Source organism: Micromonospora sp. LZ34 (assembly GCF_052981855.1).
The window spans coordinates 1-14885 of record NZ_JBRIQN010000084.1; the positions used below are offsets into that span (position 1 = coordinate 1).

Below are 14885 nucleotides of genomic sequence, written 5' to 3' on the forward strand. Positions count from 1 at the left end.
TCCGGGGTATAAATCAAATTGGCACTGGCTTATCAAGCACCCTGTTGAGTTCTCAAAGAACAACCACACACCATCCGGAAACCCCACAACGTGAGGCCCCCATCCGGGGCTGTCCCACCCGCCGCTCCCGCGCCGGGCACTTTTACTACGTTACCTCACCGTCTCTGCCGTGTCAAACCGTGTGTCCCGGTCTGTCGTGCTTCGTACGGGTTGGCTCCGCCGAACCCGCGCAGCGGCTAACCACCACGCTTGATCGTCGGATTTGGCAGGCCGGACGCCGCGGTTTCCCGCTAGCTCGCCCGGTGCCCTGCCGGTCGTCAACCATACCCGGTCGGTTCCGCCTCACCAAATCCGCCTCGCAGCGAATCCGGGGCACCGCCCGGACCGGTTCCTCAGGGTGTAACCCCCGCGGCTCCGGTGCCATTCCCGGTCCGAGCCTCCAGGACATTCGCCCTGTTTGCCCGTTCCGCGCTGGCAGAGAGAAAGTTACGCGGCTGCGGGTTTGATCGTCAAATCGGGGTGACGCGTCCCGCGTCACACCCCGCCCGTCGGCGTCGTCCGCGCTGGTCAGCGGCAGTTTCGACGTTGAGGCGGAGGGCGCCGGCCGGCAATCAGGGGCCCGGATCTCCCGCAGACAGGGGGCACAACGCAAGCCGCGGCGCCGGCATTCCGCGACCAGGCGCAGCCGGCGTCGGCCGCTGGCCGGTGACCGGATCCAGGGCGTTCCGGCCGTCCAACCAACGGCCGACGGCGGTGGGCGGCCACGCCAGACGTGCTCAGTCGGACGACGGCAGCCCGACCACGCCGGACATGCGCAGACGGACGGTGGACGACCCCACCAGGACGCTCAGTCGACGGGCGGGCGGCGGGCGGCCCGCCAGGCACGGATGCCGAGGACGCCGACGGTGGTGCCGATGACCAGGGACGCCGCGATCAGCAGGGCGTGGACCCAGAGGAAGCCGGTCGCCGGGAACTCGCCGACCCGGCCGGTGGACCAGGACCGCGGGTCGTTCCAGATGGCGACCGCGAACCTCGGCCAGATCACCCAGGTCCAGATACCGACCCCGGTGAGGAAGAGCGCCCAGCCGCGCGACAGCACCATGGCTGCCGAGTATGCCAGCGGCCGATCCCGCCGGCGGCGCGACGGGCAGGGCACTGCCGCAGGTCAGCCGGCGCGAAGCTGGCGGAACGTGATCGAGTAACGCAGCTCGGGCACCGGGGGGATGCTGTGCTGCCAGCTCGACCGCGCCGCCCCGGCGAGCACGTACGCCGACCGGGGCGCCTGCTCCACCTCGTACACCCGGCGGTCGTCGGCCTTGCCGCGCTGAAACCGCAGGCGGCAGGCGGAGCCCAGCGACAGCCCGACCACCGTCGGTCCGAACGCGGGCGCGTCCCGGTGCCAGCCGATGACCGACCCGGGCGGATAGCGGGTGACCAGGGCCTGCGCGAGCGCGGTGGCCGGCAGGCCGGCGAGCGCGGAGCAGCGCCGGCGGACCCCGTGCAGCTCCACCGGCAACGCCTCGGCGGCGGTGAGCTGGAAGGAGCCGTAGTCGTAGTCGTAGCCGAAGTGCCGGACGGTGCGCCGGGCGATCTGCCCGTGCATACGGACCTCGCGGAAGTCGTAGGCGGCCAGCGCGGCCAGCAGCGACCGCTCCTCGTCGACGTCGACCAGTTCCGGCTGGTAGGTCAACCCCGCCGGCCGTTCGTGGATGCCGCGCATCCGTCCCATCAGCCCGACGGTAGCGGCACGCCGGGGCGGCCGCCGGGCTTCCGGCGCCGGCCGGGGAAGGCCCGCGGCGGGCGCGGGCCTCCCCGGCGACCTCAGAAGCAGGTGCCGATGCCACCGATCGCGGGGTTGGCCCGCTCGTGGTAGTGGATCGTGCCGCTCGGGTCGGCCATGAAGCCGCCCCAGATGATGCAACCGCCCCTGACGTACGCCCTGGTGGGGCCGGCCGCGTAGAGCCGGTTGCCGTCGTCGGTCCGGGTCGGCAGGTACTGGGCGGCGAGGTAGACCTGGGTGCGGGTCGACTCGCCGACGTAGGCGGACTTGACGGTGACGGTGCAGCCGTAGCCGACCATCGGGTTGTAGAGCAGGTAGACGGTGCCGAGCAGGGCACCGGTCTGCGCGTGCCGGATCGGGTCCTGGTCCTGGACGACGTATCCGAGCCCGCAGGCCGACTGCGGCGTCACCGGGTTGACCGTCGCGGCCTGCGCGGTGGCCCCCGCCCCGCCAACGAGACTCAGCGCGAGCGCGAGCACGACGCCGAGCCGCCGAATGGTGCGATACATCTGCTCCCCCTTTTTCCCTCTGTAGCGGATGCGGGGACCAGAATGGGCGACCAGTGCCCACCCATCGAATGTGCCGGGCGGACACTCCGTATTGCGCGGGGATGTGTCGCAGTACGGTGCCGACCGTTGCTACCTGGGAATACGTCGCCCTGCCCATCGACGGGCGACGACTATGACGAATTTCGCACGAGACATTTCGGTGAACCGATAATTGCCGCGTTGTTTCCCGGAACGGCCGGCTGGGCACTGTGATCCGACGGGTTGTCGACACAAATCGGAGGTGACCGTGCAGCCGTTCAATCCCTGGAGATGGCGCGACCCCGCCGCCCTCGCCGGTGGGTACGAGCAGGCCACGCCGGACGCGGCGCCGGCGCAGGACCGGTCCGGCGACGGCCCGGACGCACCCGGGCCCGGCACGCCGGTCGACCTGACGGGTTACCGGGTGGAGGCGACCGACGGCCGGATCGGCTCGGTCGACGAGGCCAGCGGGGCCACCGACGGCCGGTGGCTGGTGGTGGACACCGGCCCGTGGATCCTCGGTCGCAAGGTGCTGCTGCCGGTCGGCACGATCGCCCGGGTGGACCATCTCGAGCGCACCGTGCAGGTGGACCGGACCCGGGAGCAGGTCAAGGGATCACCGGCCTTCGACCCGGAGGCGTACGACCGGCCGGAGTACCGGGACCGGGTGGGCGGCTACTACCGGGACAGCTACCAGCAGGGCTGACGCGCCCGCCGGGAAGCGGATACCGTAGCGGCATGGTCCGGGCGAGCAGCTACGCGCCGGAGGTCGTCGACCCGGTCGACGGTCTCCCGCTCGATGCCGTGACCACGTTCCCCACCCGCTCCGGCGACGGCCGCGAGCGCATCATCGACGTACTTCGTGCCGGCGGGCTGCGGTTCCGCGACGGCGCGCGATGGCGGTCGGCTCACTGAGTCGATCCCACCGACCCGCGGGGCGTCCGCCCCGGGTCGGTTCGCGCCCACCTCTTTCTTCGGCACGAAAGGCGTACCACCATGTCCACGGCACGGATGCTCACCGGGGACCGCCCGACCGGGCGGCTGCACCTCGGCCACTACGTCGGCAGCATCGCCAACCGGGTGCGGCTGCACCACCGGTACGAGAGCTTCTTCATCATCGCCGACCTGCACATGCTCACCACGAGGAACAGTCGGGAGGACATCGAGCGGGTGGCCGGCAACGCCCGCGAGATGGTCACCGACATCCTCGCCGCCGGCGTCGAACCCGGCACGGCGACCTTCTACCTCCAGTCGGCCATCCCGGAGGTCGGCGACCTGAACACCCTGCTGCAGAACCTGGTGACGGTGCCCCGGCTGGAACGGGTGCCGTCGCTGAAGGAGATGGCCCGCGACGCCGGCAAGGAGGAGATGCCGTACGGGTTGCTCGGCTATCCCGTGCTCCAGGCGGCGGACATCCTCTGCGTCAAGGGCCAGGTCGTCCCGGTCGGCAAGGACAACGCGGCGCACGTCGAGGTGACCCGGGAGATCGCCCGGCGCTTCAACCACCTCTACGGCGAGGTGTTCCCGGTGCCCGAGATGATCCCCTCGGAGACGCCCACCCTGATCGGCACGGACGGCCGGGCCAAGATGAGCAAGAGCCTGGGCAACGCGATCTCGCTCTCCGACGACCCGGCCACGGTGCGCCGAAAGGTGATGGGGATGTACACCGACCCGAACCGGGTGCGGGCCGACGTGCCGGGCGCCGTCGAGGGGAACCCGGTCTTCGCGTACCACGACGTGTTCAATCCGGACCGGGGCCGGGTGGCGGAGCTGAAGCAGCGCTACCGGGCCGGCCGGGTCGGGGACGTCGAGGTGAAGGAGGAGCTGGCCGTCGCGCTCAACCGGTTCCTCGACCCGACCCGGGAACGCCGGGCCCGGATCGAGGCGAATCGGGGCCTGATCGACCAGTTGATCGTCGAGGGGACCGAACGGACCCGCGCCGAGGTGCGGCAAACCCTGCTGGAGGTACGCCGGGCGATGGGGCTGACCAGCGCGTACACCCAGGTGCGGCGCCGGGCCGAGCGGTATCGCAAGGGCGCGGAGACGGCGGCCTGACCGATCGGGTACGGCCGGCCCGACGCCCAGCCCGCGGACCGGCCGGTCAGGCGAAGACCAGCAGCGGGTCGGTCGCCGACCGGACCCCGACGAAGCAGGCGGCCGAGGTGCGGCAACCCTTGCGCACCTCACGTACGCCGTGCATCCGGCCTGCCTCGACCATGACCAGGTGGCCCCACCCCCACCGGCGCGCACCGGCGACCCGGCCCCGCCTGGCGCAGGGCGCGACCACGACGGTCCGGCTCGTTCGGGCTACCTCAGCTCGGTGTACCGCGGGTAGGGGCGACCACCTTCCAGGCCGAGTCGGGCCACGCCCTCGGCGGTGCTGATCACGACGCACGTCTCGCGAGTGTCGAGCAGCCAGCCGACCGGGCGGCAGCTTCGCCCACCGGTCGGTGCCGGCCAGCCCTGCCCCACCAGGTGGTCCCAGAACCGTCGGGCCACCTGGTCGGCCGGCTCGCCCGGCTGACCCACCAGCCGGTAGGAGGCCGCACAGCCACCGGTGCCGCACTCCGGGTCGCTGCCTGTGCCGCGGATGGCGAGCCCGCCCGGCAGCGGGCCCACCTCCCGCACCGACGGGACGAACCCGTCGTCGTTGACGTCCCAGGCGAGCGCTGGCATGCAGCCGCAGGCGATGACCAGAGCCAGGCCCACCCCGATCCGGTACGGCCAGCGCCAGCGCACCCGGTCGCCGCCACCCAGCCTGCGGCGCTGCACCCACCGGCCGACGATCAGCGTGGCGGCGACCCCGAGGAACAGCAGCAGGCGTGCCTCCACCGCCGCCCGGGGCTGGACAGCGGCGAGGGTGACCGTGGCGGCCGCGAGCAGGGCCAGCACCGCCAGCACCACGACGCTGAGCCACCGAAGCCGGGCGACGGTCAACCAGACGAGGAACGCCAACACGGTGACGAGGGCGGCCAGGAACATGGAGGAATGGTCGTTCGTGGCGGCGCGGCGCGCGACCCCGTCCGGGGCGAGGACCGTCGAGCGCGCCGTGAATCTTGATACTGGGACCATGCCTGCCCTGACACTGCCCATCCGTACGGAGCGACTGCACCTTCGCCAGCACCGGGTCGACGACGCGGACGCCCTGCTCGCGTACTACAGCGACCCGGTCGTTGCCCGCTACATCCCGTGGGAGCCGTGGACGCGCGAGTTCGCGGCCACGGTGGTCGCCCGGCGGCTCGGCGCCACGGGCATCAGCGGGCCCGAGTCCCGCCTGGCACTGGTGGCGGAGCACGAGCGTCGGGTCGTCGGCGATGTCATCCTGTGGCCGGCCGACGGGACGCTGTCCCGCGGGGAGATGGGCTGGGCCTTCCACCCGTCGGTGTCCGGCCGCGGGTTCGCCACGGAGGCGGTCCGCGCGCTGATCGACGTCGCCTTCGGGCAGTGCGGCATGCACCGGGTGTTCGCCCAGGTCGACGCCCGGAACGAGGCGTCGGCGCGGCTGTGCGAGCGGGTGGGCATGGTCAGGGAAGCGCACCTGCGCCGGGACCACTGGACGAAGGGCGAGTGGGTGGACACCGTGGTCTACGGGCTGCTCGCCGAGCAGTGGCACGGGGCGGGCCTCGTTGCGACCCGCGGTCGGCAGGAGGCTCAGCAAGGATGAGCTGGTATCGGACGGCGGAGGTACACCTTGAGGACTACGACCCGAGTTGGCCGGTGCGCTACGCGGAGGAAGCCGAGCTGCTGACCGGCACCCTCCAGGGCCGCCTGGTTGCGGTCGAACACGTCGGAAGCACCTCGGTCCCGGGCCTGGCGGCCAAGCCGGTCATCGACATCCTTGCCGCCGTTCGCAGTTTCGACGGCTTTCCGCAGCTCGTTGAGCGGCTGGCAGGAATCGGCTACATCTACACGCCCGAGTCCGAGGCAGACGATCCGAGCCGCCGGGTCTTCCGGAAGGGCCCCGAGGACGTCACCCGTCTCCGAACCCATCACCTGCACATCACCGAGCAGGGCAGCCACTACTGGCGTCGCCTCGTCGCATTCCGCGATTACCTGCGCTCGCATCCGGCAGACGCCGACCGGTACCTCGCCCTCAAACGCGACCTGGCGGCCCGGCACGCCACCGATCCTCAGCGCTACACGAGGGAGAAGCGGGAGTTCGTACGGGAGATGGAGACGAGAGGCCTACGGCTCGCCGGCATCCTCCAGGATCGCGCGGAGGCGTGACAGGCATTCGCTCACGAAAGAGGGGTAGGTGCCCCAGTAGTACGACACGCCACTGACTCCCACCGCGAGGGCCCACGCCCGGGCTCGGAGCCACGTCACCTCGTCGAGGTTCAGCGTGCTCCAGTAGGCCTGTCGAGCCTCGGACGGAAGATCCCACACGGTGGCGTGCTCGGCGTCGGGAAGGCCGACCGAGAGGCCCCCGAAGTCGATGACGGCGTGCAGCCTTCCCTCCCGTACCAGAAGGTTGGTGGGTTTGAGGTCGCCGTGCAGCCACACGTGTCGGCCGGTCGGCTCGGGCAGGGCGAGAGCGGTCCGCCACATGTCCTGCAGGGTCGCGACGTCGAGGTCGAGGCCCGAGATCCTGCGGCAGTCGTCGAAGCACCCGGTGATCCACCGATCGCAGTCGCGCAGGGAACCGCCGCGGTACCAGCTGAGCTCGTCCCGCCGCACGGCGCCCATGAGCGGGGTGGAGTGCAGGCTCCGCACTGTCGCTGCCAGGTCGGCACCGAAGGTCGACCAGTCGGTGACCGTTCCCGGGCCGACCTCGTCGCCGTCGATCCAGCGGTACACCGACCACGCGAGCGGAAACGCGGATCCGGGGGTGCCGGCGTGCACGGGCTCCGGGATGCGACAGGGAAGATGCGGCGCCAGCCGCGGTAGCCACGTCTGCTCCTTCCGCACGGCCTCGGCGTTGTCCGGGGTGCGCGGAAGTCGCACGAGCAACTCGTCGCCCAGCCGGTACATGGTGTTGTCCGTGCCCGCGCCGGCGGGCGAGATCGGAAGGGCCGCCCACTCCGGTCGCTGTTCCCGCAGCAAGGACCGGACGAGCGCCTCGTCCACCTGGATCTCGTTGTCGTGGAGGATCACGGGTGGAAGGGTTCCTGCCCGGGCGTCGCTGCCGCCAGTGATTTCTCCGACGCCGTGGCAGCCTCGCGCTTTCACCCGTGCCCAGCCGAAGGGTCGCCGCGCGGCGCACTATGACCGGTGTCGAAGTCGGGATCGCCGCCGGGCGACCAGTCGCCAGCCCACCGCGGACAGCACCAGCCCGACCAGCGCCACCAGAAACTGTCCGAGGGGCCACCAGATGGCGAGCAGCCACCGGACGGCCCCCTCGGCCCGGGACGGCGACGGTCCGCCGAAGTTGTCCAGCAGGTCGGCCGGCACGTCGACGAAGAGGGCGCTGGCTGGCAGTTCGACCAGCTCGGGTCGGGACCCGTCCGGGCGGAACTCCCGCAACTCGACCGCGCCGACCTGCGTCCAGCCGGTTTCGGACCAGAGGTGGTCGTCCGGCTGCTTGGTTATCCCCTGTTCCGGCTGGTACTCGGCGACGACGGCGTCACCGTCGCGCTGCCATCCGAGCAGCCTGGCGGCCAAACCCCGCGCGGGGGGTAGCGCCGGGCCGGTCGCCGGTGCGCCAGTGCGTACGTCCCGGTAGCCGATGCGGATCTGCCGCCGGGCCAGGCGTTCCTCGTCGCAGCTGCCGCCGTCCTCGCAGTCGCCCATCGACCAGGTGGCGATCCGGTCGCCGCCGGGCAGCCAGGCGCCGGGCCCGGCGAGCCGGTCGCGCGGGGTGAGGGCAGCGAGGGTACGCGCCGTGCCGGCGGCCAGGTCGACAATGTGCAGCGCGTCGGTCGTCGCCACGGCGAGGCGGGAGCCGTCCGGAGCGAAGGCGGCGAGGTTGCCCGCGCGGAACTTCCCGGTAATCCGGGGAAGCTGGCGGAGCGCCCCGGTGGCCGGGTCGAGCAGGCTCAGCCGTCCCAGCCGACCGTCGATGCTCTGTGCCATGACCAGCAATGACCGGCCGCCCGGCGCCCAGGCCACCGGCAGGCCACCGGCGTACTGCCGCACCCGGCCGGTGGTCAGGTCGAGGATCGCCGTCTGCCCGACCGGGTCCTCGGGCCAGTGGCTGCCCTCCAGCCAGGGTTGAGCGGCCAACTGGCGACCGTCGGGCGAGAGCAGCAGATCGTCCGTCCCGGCACCGGTCTCCCCGACCGTACGGGCCAGCCGGTAGCCGCCGTCGCGTCCCACCACCAGACTGCGCCCCTCCCAGCCCCAGATGTCGCTGCCGCGCAGCTCCCGGTCGCCGGCCACCACCAGGACGGCCGGGCCGGGCGGGTCCTCGGTGACGGTCGCCTCCCCGGTCAGCGGTGGGTAGACCCGCGACGGCACCACCGGCCGGTCCGCGCCGGCCGGCGTGGGACCGGTGTCCGGCGGCGCGGGCAGCAGCAACGGCGCGCCGGCCAACACCGCCACGAACGCCGCCAGCGCCGCCCCGACCTGGCGCCGGCGTCGCCGCCGGCCACGTCGCCAGGTGTCCGGTGAGATCCGCGCCGGACGGGACTCCTCGGCCATCCGGCCCAGCACCTCCGTCAGCACCCGATCGCTCACGACCCCACCTCCAGCAGCTCCGCCAGCTCCGGGGCGAGCACCCGCAGCCGGGCCAGCCCGTCCCGCAGTTGGCTCTTCACCGTCCCCACCCGACAGCCGAGGGTGTCGGCGATCTGCGCCTCGCTGAAGTCGCCGAAGTACCGCAGCACAATTGCGGCGCGCTGCCGGGGAGCGAGCCGGGCCAGCGCCGCCCGGATCGCGAGCGTCACGGCGACCGCGTCCGTCTCGTCCGGCACCGGCCGGTCGATGGCCTCCAGCGGAGCCTCCCGAACCCGCCGGGCCCGCCACCGCCACCAGGAGACGTGCTGGTGGTAGAGGACGCGACGCACGTACGCGTCCGGGTCACCGCCAGCCACCACCCGCTTCCACCGACCGGCGACCCGCAGCAGCGTCTGCTGGACCAGGTCCTCGGCGAGATGGTGATCGCCGGTGAGCAGGTAGGCGTGCCGGGAAAGACCCGGACCACGGGTCTGAACGTACGCCTCGAACGACTGCCGGTCGGCATCCACGCGCCACCTCCTGCTCTGCTCACACGCTCATCCGACGGATCGTGGAGGGGCGTCGGCGCGAGGTTTTCGCCAATCATGGCTGCCATGTCCGGCGTCGTTCGTCCGGTGAGCGGGGGCCGATGGGTCCGATGACCGCCTGATCCGACCCCGATGCACACGAAAAAGCCCCCGACCTCGCCGTTTCGGCTGGTCGGGGGCTTCCCCAATTTGCTGCGCGCCCGAATGGACTCGAACCCCTAACCTTCGGCTGGCGCGCGAAGCGCGCCTGGCTCGGCCTCGGCTCCGCGGCCGCCTGCGGCGTGGGCGACTGTCGCTGGTTTCGTGTAGCGGGCTGTCGAGACTTGGGGCAGCCCGGAAGGACTGATGGGCTTCGTTGCCGGTCGGTGGGGATGTGTCGTCGTTTGAGACGGGTTGAGCGCAGCGTGCTTAGAACGCGGCGAGATTCCAACCCTCCCACCCGATGCCTCCGGCGCCAGTGGGGTTCGCGCCGGTGACGCCGGAGTTAGGTTGGCACAGCGACCGGGGCGGCGGTTGGAGCGGGCCGGTCCATCAGCCGCCAGGTGCGCCGACGGACCAGCGGGTCCAGGGTGACCAACAGGTACGCCGTGCCCACGATGAGGATGCCGCCGGTGGCGCCGAGCGTGGAGGCGAGCACGCCGCCGACGAGCCCGCCGAGCGGGATACCGGCCCACGCCAGGCCGCCGACCGCGCCGAGGACCCGCGCCCGCAGGTCGGCCGGGATGCGTTCGAACTCCGCGGCGGACAGCAACGGGTTGATGGCCCCGATCAGCACGCCGCCGACGAGCGCGACGCCCGCGATGACCGGCAGTCCGACCGGCAGCGCCAGCACGAAGATCCGCGGGACGGCGCCGAGCAGGAAGGCCAGGGCGTACGTGCGCCACCGCGGCAATCGCGCGCCGTAGACCGACACGAGCAGCGACCCGACGAAGGCGCCAGCGCTGAGCGCGCCGAACACGAGCCCGACGGGTGCGGCGTCGTTGAAGCGCTCGGCCGCCCACACCGGGATCAGCACCGCCGTCATTGCCTGGTCGAGCAGGTTCGTCAGCAGCACCATCGCGACGATCGCCCGGAGCAGTGGATCGTGCCGGACGAAGCGCAGCCCGGCCCCGAGGTCGGCGAGGTAGCCGCGGACACCGGTGCGCTGGCCCGTCTCGGCCGGATCGGTTTCGGCGCGCCGGACCCGGACGAGTGTCGCCACCAGCGCGGCGGCGAGCAGGAAGCTGGCCGCGTCCAGCGCGATGACCGCGGGAGCGCCGACCAGAGCGATCAGCACCGCGCCCAGCGGCGCCCCGATCAGCGACCCGAGGCGATGAACGCTGTCGGCCAGCCCGGCGGCACGCTCGTTACTCCAGCCGGCGGTGGCCGCGACGTCGGGCACCATCGCGTACTTCGCGTTGTCCGACGGCCCGCGGAACAGCCCGACCAGGCCGACCATCACGAGCAGGACCGGATAGGCGAGCAGGCCGGCGGCGTACAGCAGGGGCACCACGCCGAGCACGAGCCCGGCGATCACGTCACCGCCGACGCTGGCCATCCGCGACCCGATCCGGTCGACCAGTGGCCCGCCGAGTATGCGCGCCGCGACCAGGGCGCCCATCTCCACGAACGCGGTGACGCCGGTCAGCAGGGCGTCGCCGGTGGTCTGCAACACGAACCAGGGCACCGCCACGACCGACATCCGGGTGCCGGTGACCGAGACCGCCTGGGCGATGAGCAACCCGTACGCGGACCGCTGACTCATCCTCGGCCCCCGTCCGCGGCATCGGAGGGTTCATCGGCCGCGGTCCCGGCCGATTCATCACCCGCGGTGCCGGGCCCGCCGACGGACTCGGCTCGCGTCGCCAACAGCGCGTCCAGTTGGCCGCGCCGCGGGAAGATCTGGAACTGCGTGGTCATCGCGACGCGTTCCGATCCGTCACCCGCCCGGTCCGCCGCCCGGTCCCGATACCGCACCAGCAGGGCCATCATGTCGTCGGCGAGATGCTGTGCCTCGGCGGCGCTCAGGCTGACCGTGAGGTCGCTCATGCTGGCCGCCCGCACCCACTCCTGCGGCCAGTCGGCCAGCTCGGTGATGGACCGCTCGACGTTCTCTGCGTACATCCGCGCGACCGTGCGCAGGTACGCCTCGCCGAGCTCACGCTCCGGCGCGTCCCGGTCGGGAGCGTCGAACCAGGTCGAGCGATGCACGGCGCGCCAGAAGCGTTCCCGGCCGCGGCCCAGCTCGGGCGCGTCGGTGACGAAGCCGTGAGCGGCCAGTGTGCGGAGGTGGTAGCTGGTCGCTGCGCTGGACTCGCCGAGTCGGGCGGCCAGCTGGGTGGCGGTCTGCGGTCCCTCATGGCGCAGTGAGCCGAGCAACCGCAGGCGCAGTGGATGGGCTACGCCGCGTAGCGTCCGTGCGTCGAGAACTACGTCCTGCGTGGAGTCGTACCCAGGCTTGTGTGGATCCTCGGTCATGATGCCAAGATAACTATGCAAAGCTATCTTTGCAACGAGTCGTTGGCATGTTCTTAGCCGCGGCCCGCGGACCGCTCGATCGGGACTCTTCGTAGGAGTAACTAACCGCGCGCGGCTTGAACTGCTACGCGACGTGGTGGAGCGGGCAGAGTCTGGCTGTTCCACATCCATGACTGCTGGCAAGTACCAGCAGCCCGGCACCTGGCACGAGTCCACAAGTGGTACTCGCCCGCCGAGGTCGCCGCGCTGCTCGGCTCCTTCGGTCTGTCTTCACCACCCGCTACGGGACGCCGATTGAGCCGCGGAACTTCAATCGCGCCTGGGAAGCTCGGGTAAACCGTTACGGCCTGCGGCGGCTCACTCCGCCCGGTGCCCGGCGCACCTGCGCCAGCGTCCTGGCGGACCTCGACGTGCACCCTCGGGTGGCAATGCAGATCCTGCAGCACGCCGACTTCAAGGTCACGATGGAGATCTACACCAAGGTCGGCTCCAGGCAGACCCGCGAGGCTTTGAAGCGCCTGCGCGAGCGGATGAGCGGCCCGGGGACGGAGTGATCTACTGTTGTACTTCGCTGCTGTATGGGACGGGTCCCGCCTGGTTGACATGGCCTCAGGCGGCCTGGAATGCCCTCCGTTGACACCGGCTTATGGCCCGTGAATGGCCCAGGCCCAACCGCCAAGGTAAGACGCGGACCGGGGCCACCCGTGGAGTTGGCGGCCCCGGCACCGGTAATTCAGTTGAGTCGATCGGTCCAGGCAGTATGGAGGATTACCTGGTAGGCGTTCATTCGTATCGGCGAGAGGGCTAGCTGCTCGTGGGCGAGCAGATCGCCGGTGTTGGGGTCGAAGATCAGGAGGGACTGCTGGTTGTGCTCGCGGTCGTCGAAGGTGATGGCTACGCCCTTCCGGCCCACCCGATCGGTCACCTGTCCCCGCCACAGGAACCCAGGCACGTCAGCAAGGACCCGCAGGATCTCAGCGCGCGTCTGACGCGGAACGACATACCGCCCGTAAACTGTGCTGACTTCCTTGCTGACGGCGCCAGCGCCGAACCTGATCTTGAGCATTTCGTTCAGCTGTGCCCGTCCCGACGGCAGTGGCGCGAGGTCCATCGGTGGCAGGGGCATGTTGTCGGGAGCGGGGGTGGCGGAGGCGGCAGCCTTGGGCTTGAGGTTGCGCTGCCAGTAGTCCCGGGACTCCTGGTCTGGATACTGCGGCTCAAGTTGAGTCGTGACCTGCTTACCGGTCCCGTCGGCCGCCTGCCAGACCTTGGTCTCGTCCGCGAAAGCGACGTGGTGGCGACCGTCGGGGGACGTCATCACTGGGTCGCCCCACGTCTTCGTGTGGTGGTACATGTACCGGCCGGTGCGGTTGTCGTACTCCGCGTCGACGAGCCTGCTCGCCAACGCGCGCAGCTGGCTCCCAGCATCACGGGCGCCAGAGCCGTACGCCACCGGCACGAGCACCACCCCCGGATCCCCCCCGGATGGACTGACGATCTCCGAGGTGTCCGGGCTGGACGGGCCGAAGGTTTGGGCGATTGCTGCGGCGCCGACCGCTACGGCCAGCGTCCCGGCCGTCAGAACCAGCCTGCGGGTCGGGCGTGCCTGACGGCGATGGGCGACCGGCTCCGCGACAGCCTCAGCCCGGTTGATCAAGTCGTGTGCCGACAGCCTGGGCGGTGCGATGGTGCTGTGCCGGGCCGGGTCAATCGGCTTGAGGAGGGTGCGGGTTCGCTCTTCTCCGAACATCACATAACCTTTCGCGGACTAGCCAGCACCGGCTGCTGCGCCGGCGATCCAGGTCGGTACGACATCGCGTCGTTGAGGCGTCTACGGGCGCGGTGCAGGCGCACTGCGGCGGTGGTGCGGGTACAGCCAAGGACCTGAGCGGCCTCGGCAACCGTCAGCTCCTCCCAACCGACCAACCGGAGGATTTCCTGATCAAGGTCGGTGAGGGTCGCTAGGGCGGCCTGAAGATCGGCTACGCCCACGGTCGCGTCGGCGCCGGACGAGCCCGGTTTCTGCAGAAGGCCAGCGTCGGTAATCGGTAGTACATTCGGCGCAGCTCTCCGAGCTCGCCATTCGTTCGCAAGCAGGCGCCGAGCCACCCCGTACAGCCAGGGCAGGCTGCGGTCCGGAACCTCGCGGCGACGCCGCCAGGCGATGACGAACACCTCCTGAGCAAGTTCAGCCGCCGCTTCCATGTCGGCAAGCCGGCGCTGGCCGTACTTCACAACCTGTCCGTAATCGGCCGCGTAGACCCTGGTGAACCAATCCTCATCGCGTTTCCCCGGTGGACCCACCCAAGACTCCCGCCTCGTTGACGAACTCTCACCGTGGCTTGTGTCATCTCCGGCCCGATGATTACCGGCAACCACCTACCAGAGCCTCACGCCGCGGCAAAGCTGCGTCCGGGTACAACAGCTTCGCCAGGTGGGACCCTCGACGCTCCCACACGCTCAGCGCCTGATTCCACTCCCTGCGGCTCAAGTTACGCGGACTCAGCGGATCTCCTCGTCGGACAGTCGTAGACCGTCCAGCCTCCCCGGACGGGGACCAGGTGGAGCGCCCTACCGGACGAACGACCTGGTCCCCGTCCGGGGAGGCTGGTAGCCCTTGTGGTGCCCGGCGAGGTGATCCGCCCGGCTGATCTCCGAGGAGGGCCGGGGTTCGGGGCGGAGCCCCGAGGTCTTCAGATCGTGTCCTCTCTCAGCGTGGCCGGCCGGCCCGGCCGATGCCGGCCGGAGGTCGCCAGCAGGCCGGGGCCGGACCGGCGCGGCCCGCTTTGCGGGCCGCCTTGATCTATAAGAGGTCAATTCGGCAACGTCTTCGGTTGTCTTCGGTTGTTGAATCCTCAAGACGCGTCTCAGTTTCGAGAGGCTCGGCGTCCATGCGCTTCTAAGGGCGCGTCTCATTTGGTGAGGCGGCGGTAGCAGATCAGGGTGCTCGCGATGGTGGCAAAGGCTTCGAAGTGGTCG

General features: G+C 70.9%; 16 protein-coding genes and 1 pseudogene. 6 read left to right on the forward strand and 11 right to left on the reverse strand.

All coding sequences use genetic code 11. The features are described 5' to 3' along the window. Nucleotides 1–847: 847 nt before the first annotated feature. From ACVCAH_RS35850 to ACVCAH_RS35860, 3 genes are all read right to left on the reverse strand, one after another. Nucleotides 848–1102, reverse strand: coding sequence for an SCO4848 family membrane protein (locus ACVCAH_RS35850; protein ID WP_447140660.1), 255 nt, complete (start codon nucleotides 1100–1102; stop codon nucleotides 848–850). Between the two features lie 63 nt (nucleotides 1103–1165). After that, nucleotides 1166–1729 carry an alpha-ketoglutarate-dependent dioxygenase AlkB gene (locus ACVCAH_RS35855; protein ID WP_447140661.1) on the reverse strand — a complete coding sequence of 188 codons (564 nt, stop codon included), beginning with the start codon at nucleotides 1727–1729 and terminating at the stop codon, nucleotides 1166–1168. A 92-nt stretch (nucleotides 1730–1821) separates the two neighbouring features. Beyond that, nucleotides 1822–2289, reverse strand: coding sequence for a hypothetical protein (locus ACVCAH_RS35860; protein ID WP_447140662.1), 468 nt, complete (start codon nucleotides 2287–2289; stop codon nucleotides 1822–1824). Nucleotides 2290–2575: 286 nt separating this feature from the next. On the opposite strand from ACVCAH_RS35860, the gene ACVCAH_RS35865 reads away from it, so the two are divergent. From ACVCAH_RS35865 to trpS, 3 genes are all read left to right on the forward strand, one after another. After that, nucleotides 2576–3013 (forward strand): PRC-barrel domain-containing protein, encoded by a 438-nt coding sequence (locus ACVCAH_RS35865; RefSeq protein ID WP_447140673.1) that lies wholly within the window; start codon nucleotides 2576–2578, stop codon nucleotides 3011–3013. Between the two features lie 32 nt (nucleotides 3014–3045). Then, nucleotides 3046–3222, forward strand: coding sequence for a hypothetical protein (locus ACVCAH_RS35870; RefSeq protein ID WP_447140663.1), 177 nt, complete (start codon nucleotides 3046–3048; stop codon nucleotides 3220–3222). An 81-nt stretch (nucleotides 3223–3303) separates the two neighbouring features. Beyond that, nucleotides 3304–4362 carry a tryptophan--tRNA ligase gene (trpS, locus tag ACVCAH_RS35875; RefSeq protein WP_447140664.1) on the forward strand — a complete coding sequence of 353 codons (1059 nt, stop codon included), beginning with the start codon at nucleotides 3304–3306 and terminating at the stop codon, nucleotides 4360–4362. 252 nt (nucleotides 4363–4614) lie between these two features. Here the strand turns inward: trpS and ACVCAH_RS35880 are convergent, their stop codons facing one another. Continuing rightward, nucleotides 4615–5289, reverse strand: coding sequence for a hypothetical protein (locus tag ACVCAH_RS35880; RefSeq protein ID WP_447140665.1), 675 nt, complete (start codon nucleotides 5287–5289; stop codon nucleotides 4615–4617). An 88-nt stretch (nucleotides 5290–5377) separates the two neighbouring features. Between ACVCAH_RS35880 and ACVCAH_RS35885 the strand changes: the two genes are divergently transcribed. Together ACVCAH_RS35885 and ACVCAH_RS35890 are read left to right on the forward strand one after the other, a co-directional pair. After that, nucleotides 5378–5971 carry a GNAT family N-acetyltransferase gene (locus tag ACVCAH_RS35885; protein WP_447140666.1) on the forward strand — a complete coding sequence of 198 codons (594 nt, stop codon included), beginning with the start codon at nucleotides 5378–5380 and terminating at the stop codon, nucleotides 5969–5971. After that, entirely contained in the window at nucleotides 5968–6534 is a 567-nt protein-coding gene (locus ACVCAH_RS35890) for a GrpB family protein (protein ID WP_447140667.1), read from the forward strand. The genes ACVCAH_RS35885 and ACVCAH_RS35890 overlap by 4 nt, the downstream gene beginning before the upstream one ends. On the opposite strand, the gene ACVCAH_RS35895 is transcribed toward ACVCAH_RS35890, so the two are convergent. From ACVCAH_RS35895 to ACVCAH_RS35915, 5 genes are all read right to left on the reverse strand, one after another. After that, nucleotides 6493–7398, reverse strand: a complete 906-nt coding sequence (locus tag ACVCAH_RS35895; RefSeq protein WP_447140674.1) for an aminoglycoside phosphotransferase family protein — start codon at nucleotides 7396–7398, stop codon at nucleotides 6493–6495. The two genes, ACVCAH_RS35890 and ACVCAH_RS35895, sit on opposite strands and share 42 nt — an antisense overlap. Nucleotides 7399–7509: 111 nt before the next feature. After that, nucleotides 7510–8922: a hypothetical protein gene (locus ACVCAH_RS35900; protein ID WP_447140668.1), complete on the reverse strand. Its 1413-nt coding sequence runs from the start codon at nucleotides 8920–8922 to the stop codon at nucleotides 7510–7512. Continuing rightward, nucleotides 8919–9431 carry a SigE family RNA polymerase sigma factor gene (locus ACVCAH_RS35905; RefSeq protein ID WP_447140669.1) on the reverse strand — a complete coding sequence of 171 codons (513 nt, stop codon included), beginning with the start codon at nucleotides 9429–9431 and terminating at the stop codon, nucleotides 8919–8921. Before ACVCAH_RS35905 ends, ACVCAH_RS35900 begins: the two co-directional genes overlap by 4 nt. Before the next feature lie 502 nt (nucleotides 9432–9933). Beyond that, nucleotides 9934–11193 carry an MFS transporter gene (locus tag ACVCAH_RS35910; protein ID WP_447140670.1) on the reverse strand — a complete coding sequence of 420 codons (1260 nt, stop codon included), beginning with the start codon at nucleotides 11191–11193 and terminating at the stop codon, nucleotides 9934–9936. Beyond that, a complete protein-coding gene (locus ACVCAH_RS35915) occupies nucleotides 11190–11906 on the reverse strand; it encodes a helix-turn-helix domain-containing protein (RefSeq protein WP_447140671.1) in 717 nt (238 codons plus the stop codon). Before ACVCAH_RS35915 ends, ACVCAH_RS35910 begins: the two co-directional genes overlap by 4 nt. A 266-nt stretch (nucleotides 11907–12172) precedes the next feature. On the opposite strand from ACVCAH_RS35915, the pseudogene ACVCAH_RS35920 reads away from it, so the two are divergent. Beyond that, a pseudogene (locus tag ACVCAH_RS35920) lies at nucleotides 12173–12460 on the forward strand (tyrosine-type recombinase/integrase); the annotation flags it as partial. Between the two features lie 179 nt (nucleotides 12461–12639). Here ACVCAH_RS35920 and ACVCAH_RS35925 read toward each other — a convergent pair. Next, complete coding sequence (locus ACVCAH_RS35925; RefSeq protein ID WP_447140672.1) at nucleotides 12640–13656, reverse strand: CU044_5270 family protein; 1017 nt, start codon at nucleotides 13654–13656, stop codon at nucleotides 12640–12642. Beyond that, a complete protein-coding gene (locus ACVCAH_RS35930) occupies nucleotides 13656–14210 on the reverse strand; it encodes an RNA polymerase sigma factor (RefSeq protein WP_091347106.1) in 555 nt (184 codons plus the stop codon). Before ACVCAH_RS35930 ends, ACVCAH_RS35925 begins: the two co-directional genes overlap by 1 nt. Nucleotides 14211–14885: the final 675 nt, after the last annotated feature.